This window comes from Streptomyces sp. NPDC002680 (assembly GCF_042889145.1).
Classification (GTDB): domain Bacteria; phylum Actinomycetota; class Actinomycetes; order Streptomycetales; family Streptomycetaceae; genus Streptomyces; species Streptomyces adonidis.
On the sequence record NZ_JBIAQP010000004.1, the window covers coordinates 37585 to 55426 of the forward strand.

General features: G+C 68.4%; 11 protein-coding genes. 5 read left to right on the plus strand and 6 right to left on the minus strand.

The window, feature by feature from the left end:
- Positions 1–538 precede the first annotated feature (538 nt).
- From ACFYXF_RS12465 to ACFYXF_RS12490, 6 genes are all read right to left on the minus strand, one after another.
- The gene (locus tag ACFYXF_RS12465; protein WP_389349507.1) at positions 539–1819 is read right to left on the minus strand and encodes a hypothetical protein; all 1281 of its coding nucleotides are present in this window, start codon (positions 1817–1819) and stop codon (positions 539–541) included.
- A gap of 130 nt (positions 1820–1949) precedes the next feature.
- Entirely contained in the window at positions 1950–3644 is a 1695-nt protein-coding gene (locus ACFYXF_RS12470; protein ID WP_389349508.1) for a LamG domain-containing protein, read from the minus strand.
- A gap of 524 nt (positions 3645–4168) precedes the next feature.
- Positions 4169–6430, minus strand: a complete 2262-nt coding sequence (locus ACFYXF_RS12475) for an ATP-binding protein (RefSeq protein WP_389349509.1) — start codon at positions 6428–6430, stop codon at positions 4169–4171.
- A gap of 369 nt (positions 6431–6799) precedes the next feature.
- Positions 6800–8917, minus strand: coding sequence for a SpoIIE family protein phosphatase (locus tag ACFYXF_RS12480; protein WP_389349510.1), 2118 nt, complete (start codon positions 8915–8917; stop codon positions 6800–6802).
- Positions 8918–9041: 124 nt separating this feature from the next.
- Positions 9042–9212 carry a hypothetical protein gene (locus ACFYXF_RS12485; RefSeq protein ID WP_389349511.1) on the minus strand — a complete coding sequence of 57 codons (171 nt, stop codon included), beginning with the start codon at positions 9210–9212 and terminating at the stop codon, positions 9042–9044.
- Between the two features lie 9 nt (positions 9213–9221).
- Complete coding sequence (locus ACFYXF_RS12490; protein ID WP_389349512.1) at positions 9222–10589, minus strand: metallophosphoesterase; 1368 nt, start codon at positions 10587–10589, stop codon at positions 9222–9224.
- 992 nt (positions 10590–11581) lie between these two features.
- Between ACFYXF_RS12490 and ACFYXF_RS12495 the strand changes: the two genes are divergently transcribed.
- From ACFYXF_RS12495 to ACFYXF_RS12515, 5 genes are all read left to right on the plus strand, one after another.
- A complete protein-coding gene (locus tag ACFYXF_RS12495) occupies positions 11582–12229 on the plus strand; it encodes a (2Fe-2S)-binding protein (protein ID WP_389349513.1) in 648 nt (215 codons plus the stop codon).
- Between the two features lie 12 nt (positions 12230–12241).
- Positions 12242–13222, plus strand: a complete 981-nt coding sequence (locus ACFYXF_RS12500; protein ID WP_389349514.1) for an FAD binding domain-containing protein — start codon at positions 12242–12244, stop codon at positions 13220–13222.
- The gene (locus ACFYXF_RS12505; protein ID WP_389349515.1) at positions 13219–15414 is read left to right on the plus strand and encodes a xanthine dehydrogenase family protein molybdopterin-binding subunit; all 2196 of its coding nucleotides are present in this window, start codon (positions 13219–13221) and stop codon (positions 15412–15414) included. The genes ACFYXF_RS12500 and ACFYXF_RS12505 overlap by 4 nt, the downstream gene beginning before the upstream one ends.
- Before the next feature lie 150 nt (positions 15415–15564).
- On the plus strand, positions 15565–16713 hold the full coding sequence (locus ACFYXF_RS12510) for an XdhC family protein (protein ID WP_389349516.1): 1149 nt from the start codon (positions 15565–15567) through the stop codon (positions 16711–16713).
- Positions 16714–16911: 198 nt separating this feature from the next.
- A complete protein-coding gene (locus tag ACFYXF_RS12515) occupies positions 16912–17727 on the plus strand; it encodes a sulfite exporter TauE/SafE family protein (RefSeq protein ID WP_389349517.1) in 816 nt (271 codons plus the stop codon).
- Positions 17728–17842 lie beyond the last annotated feature (115 nt).

Here is a 17842-nt window from a genome sequence, read left to right on the forward strand (position 1 = left end):
GCCCGACCGGCGCCGGGAGGATCCGCCACCTCGCATCCACTCCGGCCTGCGCCCCTGAAGAACTGGCGGGCACTGGCACGCCACCTCGGCCGCCGCGAGCACATGAGCGACACCGTCCAGGCCATCGCCGGCCTGCTGTCCCACCAACAGATCACGGACCTGAAATCGGCACTGCAGCCCCGAGTCCCACCGCAGTCCTCGACGTCTCGCTGCCAACCATGCACGAGCTCGTTAAAGGGCGTGCAGGTAAATAACCTGCGGATTATGAGACTTGAACTCGCAGGTCAGCGCGTTGTCCGTCGGCAGGTTGTTTCTCTGCGAGCCCTTAGGAACACACCTCGGACCAACCTGCCCAATAACGCGGGAAGGGATCTCTTTCCCTGCCCCCAGCACTCGGGTGCAGCTCGCCTGATCATCCCGGGCGTGCACTGCCCGGCACTCGGTACGCGGGCAGGGGGCCCGGGTGACCCCGAACCCCCTGCCTGATATTCGGTTGCGCGTCGCCGGGCAGGCGGGCCTGCCGGGCGGGAGTCGGTGTCTACACCACGAGCGGTGCGTTCGGGCCGGGGTCGTAGTCGAACCGGAAGTTGAACCGGGCCTCGCCCTTGCTGCAAGTCATGGTGGTGAGGATCTCGGTTCCCCACCCGAAGTCGGTGTCGTCTCCGAGACACGTACTCCGGTTGTCCGGCTTGAGCCTGAGTTCCCCCGTGTCGCTCCAGTACTGAACGTCGAAGCGTTGTGCGACGCTGCCATCGCACGGGTATCGGCGAAGTCGTGAGTCGCGGGCATCCAAGCACTGTTCGTTGGTACCTGAATCCCTCTTCGTGACTCTGATGGTATATCTGTCGAAGCCTTCGGGGACGAACTTGAAGTGGCCATATGCTCCCGGCGTTATGTTGCCTGTCACTATGCTGGAGCCCCAGGTAGTACTGTTCTGTGACTCCACGTCAAGAACACGGTTGCCGTCGTGGGCGTCGAACAGTCGGACGCCGGCATTCGCGGCCAGACGGCGGAACATGACGGCATGGTGGTCGGAACCGTAGCCGTGGGCGACGCCGCCGTAGCCGGGGATCGCCTCGTTGGACACCATGTAGTCCAGCTCCCGGTTGGTTCCGTTCCCGCCCATGTGGGTGGGAGTGCCGGCCGTGTACCTGTGCATGCCCTGCTGGATCGGAAGGGTGTTCGGTTCACGGTTCCAGTCGCCCATCGCGGCCCAGTCGCGGCCTCCTGCCAGCCCTGCGATGTTCCGCAGCAGACCCGCGCCGTCATTTCCGCTCGGCGACACGGCGTGCACGGAGAAGAAGAGCGTCTGCGCCAGTCGGATGCCCAGCGCCGGCCGGGATGAGGGAAGCCCGTTGTTGCCCCAGAAAGTAGGCCGGGCGATGAACACCTCGGGGGCATCCTGGTTGGAAAGAATGGCGAGGTTCACGCGGCCGCCGTTGACACCCGCCGGACCACTGAAGTCGGTACGCACCCAGTAGATGTGCCACGGCAGGTTGATGCGCCGAGGGAACGGGTCCCATTCGTATTCGTATACGCGCCAACCACTCCACTGATCGTTGCCCGCCAGGTAGCGAGACGTCCATAGCAGACGGGCGGTCGGCGGCGGCTGGGGGCCCGCCTCCTGCAACGCGATCACGTTGTAGCCGGCGTTCATCAGCTGCGGGATGTCGGTCGTCCACTTGCTGCCGCCAGCACCGCCACCACCCTGCATGTTGTAGGTCGCGGGCCGGTAGTCCTCAACGGCCGCCGATGCACGCTCCGGCGTCGTGAGGGAGACGATCAGACCCGCCAGCATGGCTACCGCGAGCAGCGGCACAAGAGCTCTCATCCGCGTCCGACCGCCACGTCGGTGTCTGTTACCGCGGAATGCCCCAAGGAGGGGAATTCTCATCGCTTGTCCTTTCCAGCTCACGCCGGCAACGGCGTGAAAGGTGTGCAACGGTCGGCTATTCGACGAGTGCCGATGAGTCGGCGGTGTCGGCCGGAGCGGGTTCGGTGATCGTTTTGATCTTGACCCGGTGCGGGTAGGCGGTGAGCAGCGGGTCGGTGACCGACGCCGGGGCGTCGGTTTCCACAACCACCTGGTCGACCATCGGGTCGTAGTGGACGGACACGCTGTAGGCGGTGGTGTCACCGTCCGCCGATATCTGACGGATGGCCGCGTCCTGAACCTCGGTGACCTTGGCGAGTGTGAACTGCTGGCTGTACCCGGCCCTGGGGGCGGGCCAGTCGACCGGGACGTCCCCGTACTCCGAGGTCCATCCCGGGGGCTTCTGCAGGTCGTAGAGGCCGCCGGTGTAGTCCGACGGGAAGATGATCACCGGCCCGACCTCGGGATCGTCGAACGCCCCGAGTGCGCAGTTGTAGTCGGCGAGTGCCTGGACCTGCTGCCACTGCAGTTTCGTCGCGGCGTCCTGGAAGCCCGCCTCCGGCCCGGCGGCCTCCGACAGGACCTTGCCCGCGGTCCTCTCCTCGGGAAGGCACTTGCCGGGCGGCGTGTAGTCGAGGGTGTAGTGCTCGACGCGGAGCCTGCCGGGATAGGCGGCCAGCAGCGGATCGGTGACCGACGCCGGGGCGTTGGTCTGCGCCATCACCTGGTCGACCATCCCGTCGTAGTAGACGTTCAGCTGATAGGTGGTCATGTCGCCGTCGGGCTGTATCTGTGCGGTGACCGCGTCCTGGATGTCGCTGATCTGATCGAGCGTGAACAGCTGACTCCGCCCGGGGCTGGGGGTCGGCCAATGGGCGGGTGACTGCCCGAACTCGTCGACCCAGTCGGGCGGGGTCGGCAGGTCGTAGAGGCTGCCGGTGTAGTCCGACGGGAAGATGATCACCGGTCCGACTTCGGGGTCGTCGAACACCGCGAGCGCACCGTTGTAGGAGGCCAGGGCCTGGAGCTGCTCCCACTCCTGCTCGGTCCCGGTGGCGACGGCCTGCACCTCGGAGGAGGAAAGGGCACGGTTGTAGACACGGAAGTCCCGCATCCGGCCCTTGAAGTACAGGTCGTTGGCATACAGCGAGCGGCCGAGGTAGTTCGCGGTCGTCGTCCCGCCCCCGATCGCGCCGGGGGCGATCGTCACATTGGTTTTGCGGGCCTTCTCCACGCCGTTCTCGTACATGATGCCGGTGTTGCCGGTCTGGGTGTACGTCACGTGCTTCCACATACCGCGGTCGAGCTGGTAGGAGGAGTTCGTCGGCAGGATGTCCTGCTTGGCTGTGTAGTCGGTCATCGAGATCGACGTCCGGAAGCCGTTTCCGGTGGTGAACAGATAGCCGTTGCCGTTGCTGCCACTGGTGTTGCCGAGCCCGTAGAAGAAGTAGGGCTTGCCCATGGCCGGGTCGATCCACACGTCGAAGGCGACGGTGATCGAGCTGAGCCCGGCCATGACGTTGTTGGGCATCTTGACGTAGGTGTTCGAGCCGTTGAAGGCCAGGCCGTCCTCACCGCCCCAGGAGGCCGTGCCGTTGACCGTGCCGTCACGGCCATGGCCCGAGGCGTCGTGCGCGACCGTGCCGGACGTCTCGTCCAGCTTGTAGCGCAGCAGCAGGCCGTCGGTGATCTCGGCCTGCGCCGGCGCCGCGGTGGTCAGCACACCGGCGGCCAGCGCGAGCGACAGGACGGTGACGGCACCGGTGGACATCCGCCGTCGCAGCGAGAAACCCGCGCGAGCCCGGCGGGAGGGGGGCGGAGCAGCTGGGCCACGCCGTGGCCTGGCTGCGGCGCGGGCAGTGGCAAGCACTGCCCTGGCCACGTTCGCTCTTCGCATGATCTTCCTTTCAAAGGGGCACATGGACATCCGATTCGACGGCTGAGGCGCAGCGCTGGGCCGCCATCCGAGAGGTCGGGGGCAGGGCAAGGGCACCTACCGAGGCATGCCGAGGGAGGCTTTGGGACACCAGGGGTTCCCGATGGCAGTCACCAAGGTGGATCAGGACCGGTCGGCTCCTGGTCCGTGGTCGACGCCGATGTCCGAGACTGGCCAGCTGTCGGAGGCGGAAGCTTCTGAGAGAGGGCCCGGCTGCCCGGATCCGTTTGTCCCGGCGCCACGGAACGCTGAGGTGAACCAACCCGTCACAAGCGCGCTCGGCCGGCTTCGATGTGGCGTCATGCCGAGAAGGATCGCTGCGGGGATCCGCATCCAGCCATCGGTGGTTCTACGGAGTTTTACGGGGTAGGTGGTTGGTTCGCCGTCCACCAGGCCGCGATCCGGGTACGGGAACCGAAGCCGAGCTTGGCCAGGATGTTCTCGACGTGGCTGTCGACTGTGCGCGGGGAGAGCACCAACTCGGCGGCGATCCGCCGGTTGGTCATGCCCCGGGCCACCAGCGCGGCCACCTCACGCTCACGGCGGGTCAGCGGACTCGGGGCAGCCGGTTCGGCGCTGGTCTCTGTGCTCAGGGCATAGTCGATGGCAAGTCCGAGGCTGTCGTGGCCGCCGCCGTGCACGAGTGCCCTCTCGTACGCCGTCGCGCCCAGGGCGCGTACGACCGACTCCTCACACCGCGCGTGGGACTCGGCCATCAGCGGGCCGAACGCGGAGATGCTGTTACCGATATCCCGCCACAAGCCCCGTACGACGCCCAGCAGTCGTCCCGCTCGCTCGTATTCGCCACCAGAAGCATTGAGCCAGGCAAGCAGCTCCAGCATGAGTGCGGCCCCGAGACAGTCGTTGAAACCCCGCTCGATCTCGAGCCCGGCCAGGGTCAGTGCCATGCTCTCCTTCCGGTCACCGCGCACCCAGGCGTCATAGCCCAGCGCCCACAGCGCGTGCGCACGGCCCCACCGCTCTCCATGCGCCTCCGCCAAGACGACGGCTCTCCGGCCGGTCTCCGACGCACCCGGGTCCCCGAGGTGGGTCCTGGTGAGGGCCAGCTGGAACAGCACGAAGACCGCGACGGCTCCCTCATCGGCCGTCGAGTCAGTGGCAACTGCGCACTCGAACAGGGACATGGCCTCTTCCAGCCGCCCCTGGAACATCGCCGACGAGCCACGGAAGACCGTGACGTAGTAACCCACCATCGGATCGTCCAACTGCTCGCCCAGTTCCCCGGCCTCGGCCAACCACCCGTCGGCCGCGGCGTGATCGCCCTGGAGCAGCGCCACCCAGGCGGCAACCCACAGTGCCTTGGCCCGAGCCGGTGTGGGCTCGGGTGCAGCAGCAAGCGCTTGGCCGAGTCTGCGGCGCCCCTCTCCGAGGAATCCGCCGACACACCAGTGGAAGCGCAGCGCCGCGGCCAGCGCGAGCGTGACCTGTGGGTCGCCGCCGCGGTCCAGCGCCGCCAGCAGATTGAAGTGGTCGGCGCGGAGGCGGGCCAGGGCCTCCTCCTGGCCAGCGCCGTACCAGCCGTCGCAGATCCGTTCTGCGACGGCGAGGAAGAAATCGCGGTGCCGCAGCAGCAGTCGCTGTTCCTCACCGGACTCGGCGAGCCGGGCTCTGCCGTACTCGCGGATGGTCTCCAGCAGCCGGTAGCGAGACATGCCCTCGTGCTCGGTGGTCAGGACGACGGACTGGGCGACCAGTCGGTCGAGGAGATCCAGCACCTCCTGCCGGTCGATGCCCTCGCCCGCGCAGACTTCCTCGGCAGCATCCAGGCCGAAGCCGCCGACGAAGACGGACAGCCGGTTCCACAGCAGCCGCTCGGCCGACGTGCACAGCTCGTAACTCCAGTCGATCAGCGCGCGCAGCGTGCGCTGATGGGGGCGGGCGGTCCGGCTGCCGCCGGTGAGCAGCGCGAAGCGGTCCTCCAGCCGGCCCAGCGTCTGTTCGACGGTGAGCGTACGCAGCCGGGAGGCGGCCAGCTCAATGGCCAACGGGAGCCCGTCCAGGGCGGTACAAAGCCGAGAGACACCGGCCCAGTTCACGTCGGTGATCCGGAACTCCGGCCGGACAGCGGTGGCCCGGTCCCGCAACAGTTCGACCGCTTCGTCCGGCACCGACAGAGGTGCCACAGTGAAGACGTGCTCGCCCGCGATGCCCAGCGTCTGGCGGCTCGTCGCCAGAATGTGCAGATCAGCCGCGGCCGACAGCAGCGTGCTTGCCAGCTCGGCGCAGGCATCGACCAGATGCTCGCAGTTGTCCAGCACGATCAGCGCCCGGCGCCCAGCCAGATACCCGGCAAGCTGGTCGAGGGCCGGCCGGGTGCCCAGGTCCGCAATCCCCACCGCGGTCGCGGCCGCACTCGCCACCGACGCCGGGTCCCGCACCGAGGCCAGGTCGACCAGCCACGTCCCGTCCGGGAATGCCTTTCTGGACGCGGCGGCCACCTCCAGCGCCAGCCGCGTCTTGCCCACGCCGCCCATCCCGGTGAGCGTCAGCAGCCGCGCCGAGCCGAGAACGCGGCGCACCTCGGCGATGTCGGGCCGCCTGCCCACGAAGGTGGTGAAGGCCACGGGTAGATTCCCCGCTTCCGAGATCAGGCTGGTCACGTTTCTCCCTCACCTCCCTCGCGCCCGCCCAGAACGGTTCTCGGCGCTGGCACAACCCGATGGCCGGCTACGCCCGTACACTGCACGACCCGCCGTAGCCGCTGTCACAGCTGGCCGCTCATCGTGCCCGAAGCTGCCCAAAGACCCGCGAACCGGGCTTCCGGGGCTCAGAGTAACCTCCCCATTTGCAGCACAGACGCGGGGGATGCTGCACAGGTGGCAAGGCCCCTGGCGGGGACGGACGCGGACCGGGTATGCCGCCACGTCGCCACCGTCCGGGGCGACTCCGCGTGCCCCCGGGAAACCCTCAGACCGCCGACTGGAGGTGTCGCGAAACGGGGCCCAGCAAGGCTTGGCATCGGACAGGTGCTACCCCGGAATGGTCTGCTCCGCCCAGACGGTCTTGCCCGACTGGCCGTAGCGGCTGCCCCACCGTCTGGCCAGATGAGCAACGAGGAAAAGTCCCCGGCCGCCTTCGTCGTTCGTGTGGGCGCGGCGTAGCCGGGGCTGCGTGTTGCTGGGGTCGGACACTTCGCAAACCAGGTGGGTGTCCTGGATGAGGCGCAGGGAGATAGGGCCGCCTGCGTAGCGGATGGCGTTGGTGACCAATTCGCTCACGATGAGCTCCGTGGCGAAAGCAAGGTCGTCCAGCCTCCACATGGCGAGCTGTCGAGTGGCCGCTTTCCGGGCATCGGCCACTGCGGCAGGATCGGCGGGGAAGTCCCATACCGCTGTCGCGTCCTGTCGCAGAGCCCGGACGCGGGCGAGCAACAGAGTCATGTCGTCCCGCGGCGCCGGATCAGCGGCCTCAGCGAGCAGCGTACGACCGATGTCCGCGAGGGAGCGCTGGGGCGGCTCGCTGCGACAGAACGCTGAGAGCACGTCGACCAGCCGACCCGTGACGCCCTCCGCGTCGTCGTCGATCTGACTCAGCCCGTCGGTGTACAGCGCGAGAACGCTGTCCGGCTCCAGTCGGACACGGGTGAGTTCGAACGGCATGCCGCCGACGCCGAGTGGCGGCCCCGGGGAAATCGCGAGTGTCTCGGATGTGCCGTCGGCGCGGACCACGACGGGTGGCGGGTGGCCGGCGCTGGCCAGGACGCATTGCTGGGTGACCGGGTCGTACACCGCGTAGAGGCAGGTGGCACCGATCGTGTCGCGCCGGTCGGGGGCGGCCTCTTCGGCGAGCTTCTGCACAAGATCGTCGGCGTGAGTGAGAAGTTCGTCGGGTGCCATTTCGAGGTCGGCGAGCGTCTGCACCGCGGTGCGCAGCTGTCCCATGGTCGCGGTGGCGTGGAGGCCGTGTCCGATGACGTCGCCGACGACCAGTGCGACACGCAGCGATGGCAGAGGTATCACGTCGAACCAGTCGCCGCCCACCTCCGCGCCGCCCCCTGCGGGCACATAGCTTCCGGCCGTCTCAACCGCCGGGACGTCGCTCGTCGCGCGTGGGAGCAGGCGCTGTTGCAGCGCGGTGGCCGTGCGGTGTTCGCGCGCGTAGCGACGGGCGTTGTCGACACTGAGCGCGCCGCGGGTGACGATCTCCCGCAGCGTTTCGGCATCCTCCTGTTCGAAGGCAGGCGAAGACCGAGTGCGCCAGACCAGGACGCCTCCGAGGAGGAGCCCGCGCGCGAACAGCGGCGCTACCAGGCAGGCGTGCACGTCGAGAGGCACCAGGAGTCGTATCAGCGCAGGATCGCCGCTCAGCCCTGACAGTGCGATCATCTGCTCCCGGCCGGTGACGGCAACGACGCCGCCGCGCTGGACGTCCCACAGCGCCTGTGAATCCGGGAGCCTCGGCCACCGGGCCCCGGCCTGAAGCAGCTGGTCGGGCCAGCGCCCGTCCGCCGACGCCACCGCCACCTGGCGCATGTGCAGTTCACCGCCGCCGACCGCCCTTGTGGGCTCGTTGCCGTCGAGGACCGCCTCCGCGAGAGTCACGGCCGCCAGGTCACCCATCGTCGGGACGAGTACGTCGGCCAGGTCCTGCGCTGTGCGCGCCACATCGAGTGAGCGGCCGACACGCAACGAGGCCTCGTGGCGCATCGCCCGGTGGGTCACGTCCTCACGACCCGTTGTAGCGTCCGAGTACAGTGCGGCGACGCCCACAGGGCGGCCTCGGGAATCGATCAGGCGGAAGGCCGAGACGGACAGCGCCCATACCCGCCCGGACGCATGTGCCAAGCGCAGGTGCGAGCGCTGTCGGGAAATGGGGGTACCTGTTTCCAGCACCCGCCGCAACAGCTCCTCGACCTGGCCGGCCGACGGCTCGGCCAGGATCGAGTTCAGTGCGCTGCCCGGAGGCACAGGCGGCGCATCAAGTGCCCACGCCGTGAAGTTGGTCTGCGTAATCCGCAGGTCGAGATCGTGGACAGTGACCCAGAGCTGGTTCTGAGCGAGCAGGGCCTGCCCCAGGGCTGCCTCCACCTGCTGATCCGCTCGCTCCGGGAACGGCCGATCACGAGGGTGATCTGCGAACGTGTCCATGTCACTCCTACTCTGGGCGGTACCGCCAAGCAGGCGACCACAGCCATATGACTAATTGTCCTATACATCCCTTATTCGCATCCAGTGGACGACCCCGCCCACGGAGGTCGGGGACGTAGGCGATCTACACGTAGTACGTGATGAAGCCCAGGGACCAGATGGCGAACGTCCGGTTCAAGGCCGATCGCCGGGTTCGCAGCGTCGGCAGCAGCCGACGGCGTGAGGTGACATCGGCCCGTCGCTGCTCGAAGGCCGGGGACTCGCGGATCGTGCTGGAAAGGACACGCGACAACATTCGTGTGCACTAGGCCTGTTTCGAGGCCAGTTCGACCACGGTGATGTCGGACGGGGCGCCCACGCGGACCGGTGGGCCCCAGGCGCCGGCCCCGCGGCTCACGTACAGCTGGGTGTCTCCGTAGCGTTCGAGACCGGCGACCGTAGGGTTCGCCAACTCGGCGATGAAGTTGCCGGGCCACAGCTGGCCACCATGGGTGTGGCCGGAGAGTTGGAGATCGACGCCGTGGCGCACGGCGTCGTGGACGACGATCGGTTGGTGGGCCAGGAGGACCGCGGCGCGGGAGCGGTCCCGGTCGCCAAGGGCCTTGGCGAAGTCGGGGCCCTGCCCCTCGCTCTCACCGCGGATGTCGTTGACACCCGCCAGGTCGAATCCGGGCATCTCCGTGCGTGCGTTCTCCAGTGGGTTCAGTCCCAAGTCGCGCACCTTCTCGACCCACTGCTCGGCGTAGCCGGAGAAGTATTCGTGGTTGCCAGTGACGAAATACGCCCCATGGCGCGCCCGGAGCTGGGCGAGCGGCTCGACGGCCGGACCGAGGTCCTCGACGCTGCCGTCCACGAGGTCGCCCACAACGGCGATCAGGTCTGGCTGCGTCGCGTTGATCGTGTCGACGACCCGCTGGGCGAATCCACGGCCCAGAACCGGACCAAGGTGGATATCGCTGACGACGGCAATCCGGAACCCGTGCGCGCTGCGGGGCAGATTGGCCAGAGGGATGGTGAGGCGCTTCACCTTGGGGCCACGGAGCACTCCGTAGGTCCCGTAGCCGACGGTGCCGACGGAGACGGCCGCCGCAGCGCCGCCCACGACGCGGGAGACGAAGAGGCGGCGGGACGGGCCCGTGGGGCTTGTTGACGAGAGCCCGGGCTCCAGACCATGCGGCTGGTCGGCCACGGCAACGGGCTCCGGAATGTCCCGTGCGACTCCGGACACGCCGGGGTCCACCGTCTGAGATTGGGGCCGGCCGACGACGACTGGGTCTTCGTTCCGCTGCTCCCCGGGCTCCCCGGGCAGTCCGGCGACGGACCGCCCGGAGGGAGGTACCGTCTCCGGCCTGGCTGTTTCAGCGTCCCGTCGCGCGAGCCACCGTCGCAGTAGGGGCCGGACGGCCTCGCCCGCCAGCAGTGCGAGCAGCAAGTACAGGAACAGGACCATCCACAGGTATCCGGGCCAGGACAGGAACTGCTCAAGCCGGAACGGGACCCATGGGTTCTCGGCCAACAAGGCGCCGCCTGTCAGCAGAGGCCCGGCCACGAAGACGATGGTTCCTGCACGCCGCTGGAGCGAGCCCAGGCGTGTCGTGTCGCGTACGAGACGACGCCACGCGTACCAATGGAGGGCTCCGAACGCCACCAGTACGGCAAGTCTGACGAGCATGTAGATGATGATCACGGCCGAACAGGGCCCTTCCCTTGGAGCATTCGTCGGGACGGAAGAGTCCCACTACGGGCGACACCGACCGCGTCCTATGACCCGCGACGCGGTGAGCCCGCAGTCTGCGGATCCCAGGGATGAGCGGGACGCGGCGCGGTCAGTAGCTTGACACCGAATGCCCATCAACTGGGAGGGAGAGTTTTCTACCTGGGTGCTCCAGTCACGACACCGCACCAAGGTTGATGTTTCCGCACGGCAGTTACGAAGCACGGGATTCCCCGAGGCTGTCGTCAGTACTGTGACTGTGCAGCCGCTTGATTGGTTATTCAAGAAATACGCTGCCCGAGGCACGAGTTCAGCGGTGACGGCCATCCAAACAGCTCCCTCCTGACACGGCCGGCACAGAACTCGCAACGCCTGACTTCGGCATTCCTGGCTTGAACGCACACCCGCCCCTAAAAGCGGAGCCGCTCTGGCGGGCTTACATATCCCCGCTTCATGGTTCACCGTCAGGGACATGGCTTCCACGCATCTCATCGGCCGGGCCGCCAAGAACCTGCGACACCTCGGGACCACCGACTTCCTACATTCCTGCACCTTTCAGCCGGATCGCTCCAGTCCCGATATGAAAGAAGCCGAAAGACAATCCGGTCCGTTCGACGGATACGTCCGGCAAGCCGTTCACACCTCGACCTTATTTCCGACATTTCAACCGTCGCGGCCATCCGAAGAAGGTGCAGGGTTCCATCCTGGGAGTCCGGCATCCAGGCAGAAAACTCTACCCCCCACACCTCTGCCAAGTGATGGCAAACTAACGGGCATGACCAGCCGCACGCACCGCGGCGAGCTGGGTGAATTCCCCGAAACTCTGCACCGCGTCCTTCATCACGACTGACTGACACCGCCGGATTCACACCGGCGATGACGACGCGGTACCGCCTCCCGGCACCCCGACGAGCAAGGCAATTGACCTTCCGCCGACCGAAAGCGTACGCATGTCCACTGAACTCACCGAGTCAGCTGTTCCCCCCACCACCGAATCCTCCTCAGATCCGTCCCGGCGCACGTTCATCGCGACGACCACCGTGGTCGGCGGTGCTGTCGTGGCCGGCGGCCTGGTCGCAAGCCCACTGCTCGGCGCCCAGGAGGCGGCCGCGGCCGAGGCGCCGCCGAGCAGCCGTGTCAGGCTGACGGTCAACGGCAAGCGACACACCGTCACGGTCGACAACCGGACCTCGCTGCTGGACCTGCTGCGCGAGCGCCTGGAACTGCCCGGCACCAAGAAAGGCTGCAACGCCGGTGCCTGCGGAGCCTGCACGGTCCTGGTCGACGGGCAGCGAGTCAACTCCTGCCTGACACTGGCCGTGCGCCTGGAGGGCGCCGAGGTCACCACCATCGAAGGCCTCGCTCCGGGTGGCGCGGACGGCGAACTGCACCCGCTGCAGACGGCGTTCATCGAGCAGGACGCCTTCCAGTGCGGCTACTGCACGCCCGGTCAGATCATGTCCGGCGTCGGCTGCATCCAGGAGGGCCACACCGGCACCAAGGACGAGATCCGGGAGTGGATGAGCGGCAACATCTGCCGCTGCGGCTGCTACGTCAAGATCGTGCGCGCGGTCGAGCAGACCGCACGCGGGAAATGAGGCCCGGTCTCCATGTATCCCTTCTCCTTCACCAAGGTCTCCGACACCCGCGAGGCACTCATCGCCGGTCGTCGCGGCGGGCGGTACATCGCCGGCGGCACCACCCTCGTCGACCTGATGCGTGAGACTGTCGAACGACCCGAGACGCTGGTCGACATCAGTGGCCTGCCCTTGCGCGAGGTCACGGTCACCGAGCGCGGCGGGCTGCGGATCGGCGCGCTGGTGCGGATGGCCGAGGCCGCCGCCCACCCCAAGGTCCGCACCCTCTACCCCGTGATCTCGCAGGCGTTGGAGCTGAGCGCGTCGGCCCAGCTGCGCAACATGGCCACCATCGGCGGCAACATCATGCAGCGCACCCGCTGCACGTACTTCCGTGACCTGACGGCCGCCTGCAACAAGCGTGAGCCGGGCTCGGGCTGTGCGGCACGGGAGGGCGTCAACCGCACCCACGCGATCCTCGGCGCCTCCGACGCCTGTGTCGCCACCCACCCCTCCGATGTCGCGGTGGCCTTCGCGGCGCTGGAGGCCAGAGTGCACCTGCTGGGCCCGGACGGGGAACGCACCGTTCCGTTCGCCGACTTCCTGCTGCGGCCGGGCAGCACCCCGAACCGCGAACAGGCCCTCCGCCAAGGTGAGTTGATCACCGCAGTGGAGATCCCCGCCCTCCCCCGCCCGCTGAAGTCGGGCTATCTGAAGGTGCGTGACCGGCAGTCGTACGAGTTCGCCCTGACCTCGGCGGCCGTCGCGCTGCACATACGGGGCGGAGTGATCCGGGAGGCGAAGGCCGCCGCCGGCGGTGTAGGCACCGTGCCGTGGAAGCTTCCCGCCGTCGAGAAGCACCTCATCGGCGAGCGGCCCTCGGAGACCTTGTGGGCCGAGGCCGCGAAGCAGGCGGCCGACGGGGCCCGCCCGCTGGAGCACAACCGTTTCAAGGTCGAGTTGCTCCAGCGCACCGTGGAACGCCAGCTGCGCATCGTAGGAGGTACCAAGTGAGCCCGCAGCCCCAATCGGCCGTCGGAGCGCCGTTGTCCCGCGTGGACGGCCGGCTGAAGGTGACCGGGAAGGCGACGTACGCCGCCGAGCACGACATCGAAGGCGTCGTCCACGCCGTCATCGTCGACAGCGCGATCGGCCGCGGACGCATCACCGGTATCGACACCCGTGCCGCCCTTGCCCAGCCCGGCGTCATCAAGGTGATCAGTCACCTCAACGCGCCCAAACTGGCATATCGCGGTAATCCGGACACGTACGATCCGCCGGGCAACAAACAGCTGCGGGTCTTCCAGGACGACAAGGTTCTCTTCCGAGGTCAGCCGGTCGCCGTCGTGGTCGCCACCACGCTGGAGGTCGCCCAGCACGCTGCGGAGCTGGTGAAGGTCCGCTACAACGCCGAGCAGTCGTCGACCGACATGGCCTCCGCGCCGGCCGGCGAGCCCGTCACCTACGCGCGGGGTGACGCGGACAATGCGTTCGCATCCGCCGCCGTACAGGTGGATGCGACCTACCAGCAGGCCCGCGCCCATCACAACGCGATGGAGCCGCACGCCACCATCGCCCGCTGGGACGGCGACAAGCTCACTCTGTGGGACAAGACCCAGTGGCCCATCGGTATGCAGAAGGACGTCGCCGCCCAGTTCGGCATCCCGATCGACTCGGTGCGCATCATCGCGCCGTTCGTCGGCGGCTCGTTCGGCAACGCGATGCGCGCCTGGCCTCACATCGCCACCACGGCCCTCGCCGCCCGCGAGACGGGCCGCCCGGTCAAGCTCGTGCTGTCCCGCAGGCAGTTGTACTTCGGGGTGGGCTACCGGCCCTCGTACGAGTACCGGGTGCGGCTGGGCAGTGACCGGCGCGGCCGGGTGAGCGCCATGGTGCAGCACCTCAAGGCCGAGACCTCGTCGTACGAGAACTTCACCGAGGGCGTTCTGCACGCCGGGCAGATGGTCTACAAGGCGCCCCACGTCCGCCAGGACTACCGGACGGTGCCGCTGGACGTGAACACGCCGGTGTGGATGCGAGGTCCCGGTTTCGCCACCGCCGCCTTCGCCCTCGAATCGGCGATGGACGAACTCGCCCACGAGCTGGGCATCGACCCCATCGAGCTGCGCCGGCGCAACGAACCGGAGGAGGACCCGTCCAGCCAACTGCCGTTCTCCACCCGGCGGCTGCGCGAGTGCTACACCGTCGGCGCCCGCGAGTTCGGCTGGCACCGGCGCAATCCCCGTCCGCGCTCCACCCGCGACGGCGACTGGCTGATCGGCACCGGCATGGCCGTCGGCACCTACGACGTCCTGCGGAGCGGAGCTCAGGCCCGGGTCAGACTGAACGCCGACGGCACCGCCCTGATCCAGTCCGCGACCAGCGACATGGGGCCGGGCACCTACACCTCCCAGAGCCAGGTCGCCGCGGACGCCCTCGGCCTGACCATGCGGAACGTGACCTTCCAGCTCGGCGACTCCACCATGCCGGTGGCACCGCCGCACGGCGGCTCACAGACCATGATCAACGTCGGCTCCGCCGTCCAGGACGGCTGCGACAAAGTACGTCTGCAGGCGATCAAACTGGCCGTCGAGGACAAGGACTCGCCGCTGTACGGCGCCGACGCCGACGACATCGTGGTCCGCGCCGGACGCCTGCACCGGAGCAACGACCCCGCGCGCGGGGAGACCTACCGGCAGCTCCTGGCCCGCAACAACCGCACCCACCTCGAAGTCCTCGGGTCCTGGACCCCGGGCGAGGCCCGGCACTCCATGTACACCTACGGCGCGATCTTCGCCGAGGTCGCCGTCGACGCCCGCCTCGGCCTGGTGCGGGTACGGCGGATGCTGGGTGTCTTCGACGCCGGCCGCATCATCAGCCCCAAGCTCGCCGACAGCCAGGCGCTCGGCGGCATGGTCGGCGGCATCGGCGCGGCACTGCTGGAGCACACGGCGACCGACCACCGCGACGGCCGGATCGTCAACGCCGACCTGGCCAACTACCTCGTCCCCGTCAACGCCGACATCCCAGAACTGCGCGGGATCTTTCTCGACGGCGGCCAGGACCTGGAGGCCGACCCCATCGGCGTCAAGGGACTCGGCGAGATCGTCTACATCGGCGTGGCGCCCGCCATCGCCAACGCGGTCTTCAACGCCACCGGCCGCCGCGTCCGCGAACTGCCCATCACCGTCGAAGCCATGATCTGAGCACTCAGGTGCTCACCCGACCGTCCGGCGGCTGACCATGCCCAGCCGCCGGACCCCCGGGGCCGCCGCCGTGTCGTTCTCCCCCGGGCGACACCGCGGCGGCCCGCCCCAAGGCCGTCATCCCACGTCGCCCCACCCGGAGACCCGCCCATGCTGAACATCGCGGACACGCTCTACGACTGGTGCCGCGAGGCCCGCCCCTTCGCCCTCGCCACCGTCATCCAGGTCAGCGGCAGCGCACCCCTGCCAGTCGGCACCGCGCTCGCCGTCGACGCCGACGGCGCAGTGGTCGGCAGCATCTCCGGTGGCTGCGTCGAAGGCTCCGTCTACGAACTGTGCCAACAAGTACTCACGGACGGCGGAACCCCCGCACGGGCCCGCTTCGGCTACTCCGACGACGACGCCTTCGCCGTCGGCCTCACCTGCGGCGGCGAGATCGACGTCCTCGTCCAGCGCGTCGACCCAGCGGACCGGTCACATCTCACCGATGTCCTCGACGCGGTCGTGCAGGGTCGCCCCGCCGCTGTGGCCCAGATCGTGGACGGCCCCGAAGCGCTCCTCGGCCGTACCCTCACGGTGCTCGGCGACGGCAGCGCATACGACGGAACAGTGGGCAGCGAGCGCGAAGACCGGGCGGTGGCAGCACAGGCCCGCGCACTGCTGCGCACCGGCCGCACAGCCCGGACCGAGGTCGGCGGCGACGCCGACACCTGCCCCGAGAAACTCTCCGTACTCGTCCACACCCACGCACCCCGCCCCCGCATGCTCATCTTCGGTGCCACCGACTTCGCCGCCGCCCTCAGCCAGGCCGGCAGCTTCCTCGGCTACCGGGTCACCGTCTGCGACGCCCGCCCCACCTTCGCCACTCCCGCCCGCTTCCCCTACGCCGACGAAGTCGTCGTCGACTGGCCGCACCGGTATCTGGCGGACACCGAGGTCGACGCCCGCACCGCCGTCTGTGTCCTCACCCACGACGCCAAGTTCGACATTCCCCTGCTGCGGCTGGCCCTCGACCTTCCGGTCGGCTACATCGGTGCGATGGGCTCCCGCCGCACCCACGACCACCGTATGGAGGCATTGCGAGAGGTGGGTGTACACGAGGACCGGCTCGCGCGCCTACGCTCTCCCATCGGCCTCGACCTCGGCGCCCACACCCCCGAGGAAACAGCCCTCTCCATCACCGCCGAGATCATCGCCCACGCCAACCACGGCACCGGCCTGCCCCTGACCCGCGGCACCGGACCCATCCACCGCCCCATTCCCAGCGCCCTCGCATCGGCCCTGCTGACAGCCGTGTGAGGAACGACCGGCGGGTGGATACGCACGCGAGTTGGGGAGCCGCTTCGATGTGGCCCTCAACTGACGTCAATGGTCCTGGCCGTGGTATCGGTGACGCTCGGAGGTCCGGGCGCATCATGAGCGGGGGCGCGGCGCCTTTCTCCCAAGGCGAGGGCGTGCCGTGGCGGGCAGGGGCTGCTACCAGCGAGGATGCGCGCCATGACTACCGACCAGACCCTCGTTCTCCTCCGCTCTACGCACTCGACACCGGTGGTGTTCGGTGCGGGAGCGGCCATCGGTGTTCTGGGCGGGATGATCGGTCTGGGCGGTGCGGAGTTCCGCCTGCCGCTGCTGATCGGGCTGTTCGGGTTCGCCGCGCTTTCCGCGGTCATCTTGAACAAGGCGATGAGTCTGGTTGTGGTCCTGGTCGCGCTGCCCGCCCGCCTGGCGGCGGTTCCCGCCGGCGAGGTGGCCGCGCACTGGACGGTCGCGGTCAACCTGCTGGCCGGGAGTCTGCTGGGAGCCTGGGCCGGAGCGACGTGGGCGGTGCGGATGCGCAGCTCCACCCTCTACAAGGTGCTGGCCACTCTGATGGTGCTCATGGCCGCGGCTCTCCTGTTCACGCACCTCAGCACCGTAAAGACGCTCGCGCTGCCGCTGTGGGCTCAGGTGACCTGCGGAGTGATGGCCGGCTTCGGTATCGGAGTGGTCGCGGCGATCATGGGCGTGGCCGGGGGAGAGCTGCTGATCCCGACGATCGTGCTGCTGTTCGCGGTGGACATCAAGGCCGCGGGCAGCCTCTCGCTGTTGGTGTCGCTGCCGACGATGCTGATCGCCTTCGCCCGCTACAGCCGTGACGGCAGCTTCGCCGTGCTGGGCACCCACCGCCGCTTCACCCTGGTCATGATCGCGGGCTCGATCACCGGAGCGGTACTGGGCGGGCTGCTGCTCGGGGTGTTCCCGGACCTGGTGCTCATCCCCCTGCTGTCCGTGGTCCTGCTCATTTCCGCGGTCAAGCTCGCCCGGCACGACTGATGGCGGGCAGCAGGGGTCTGCACCCGGCTCTTCGCGCATCCGTGTGACATCGAATCTCATCGGTGTTGACCTTCGGATGAGTCACCGAATGACTGGCAGAGTCAGCGAGAAAGGA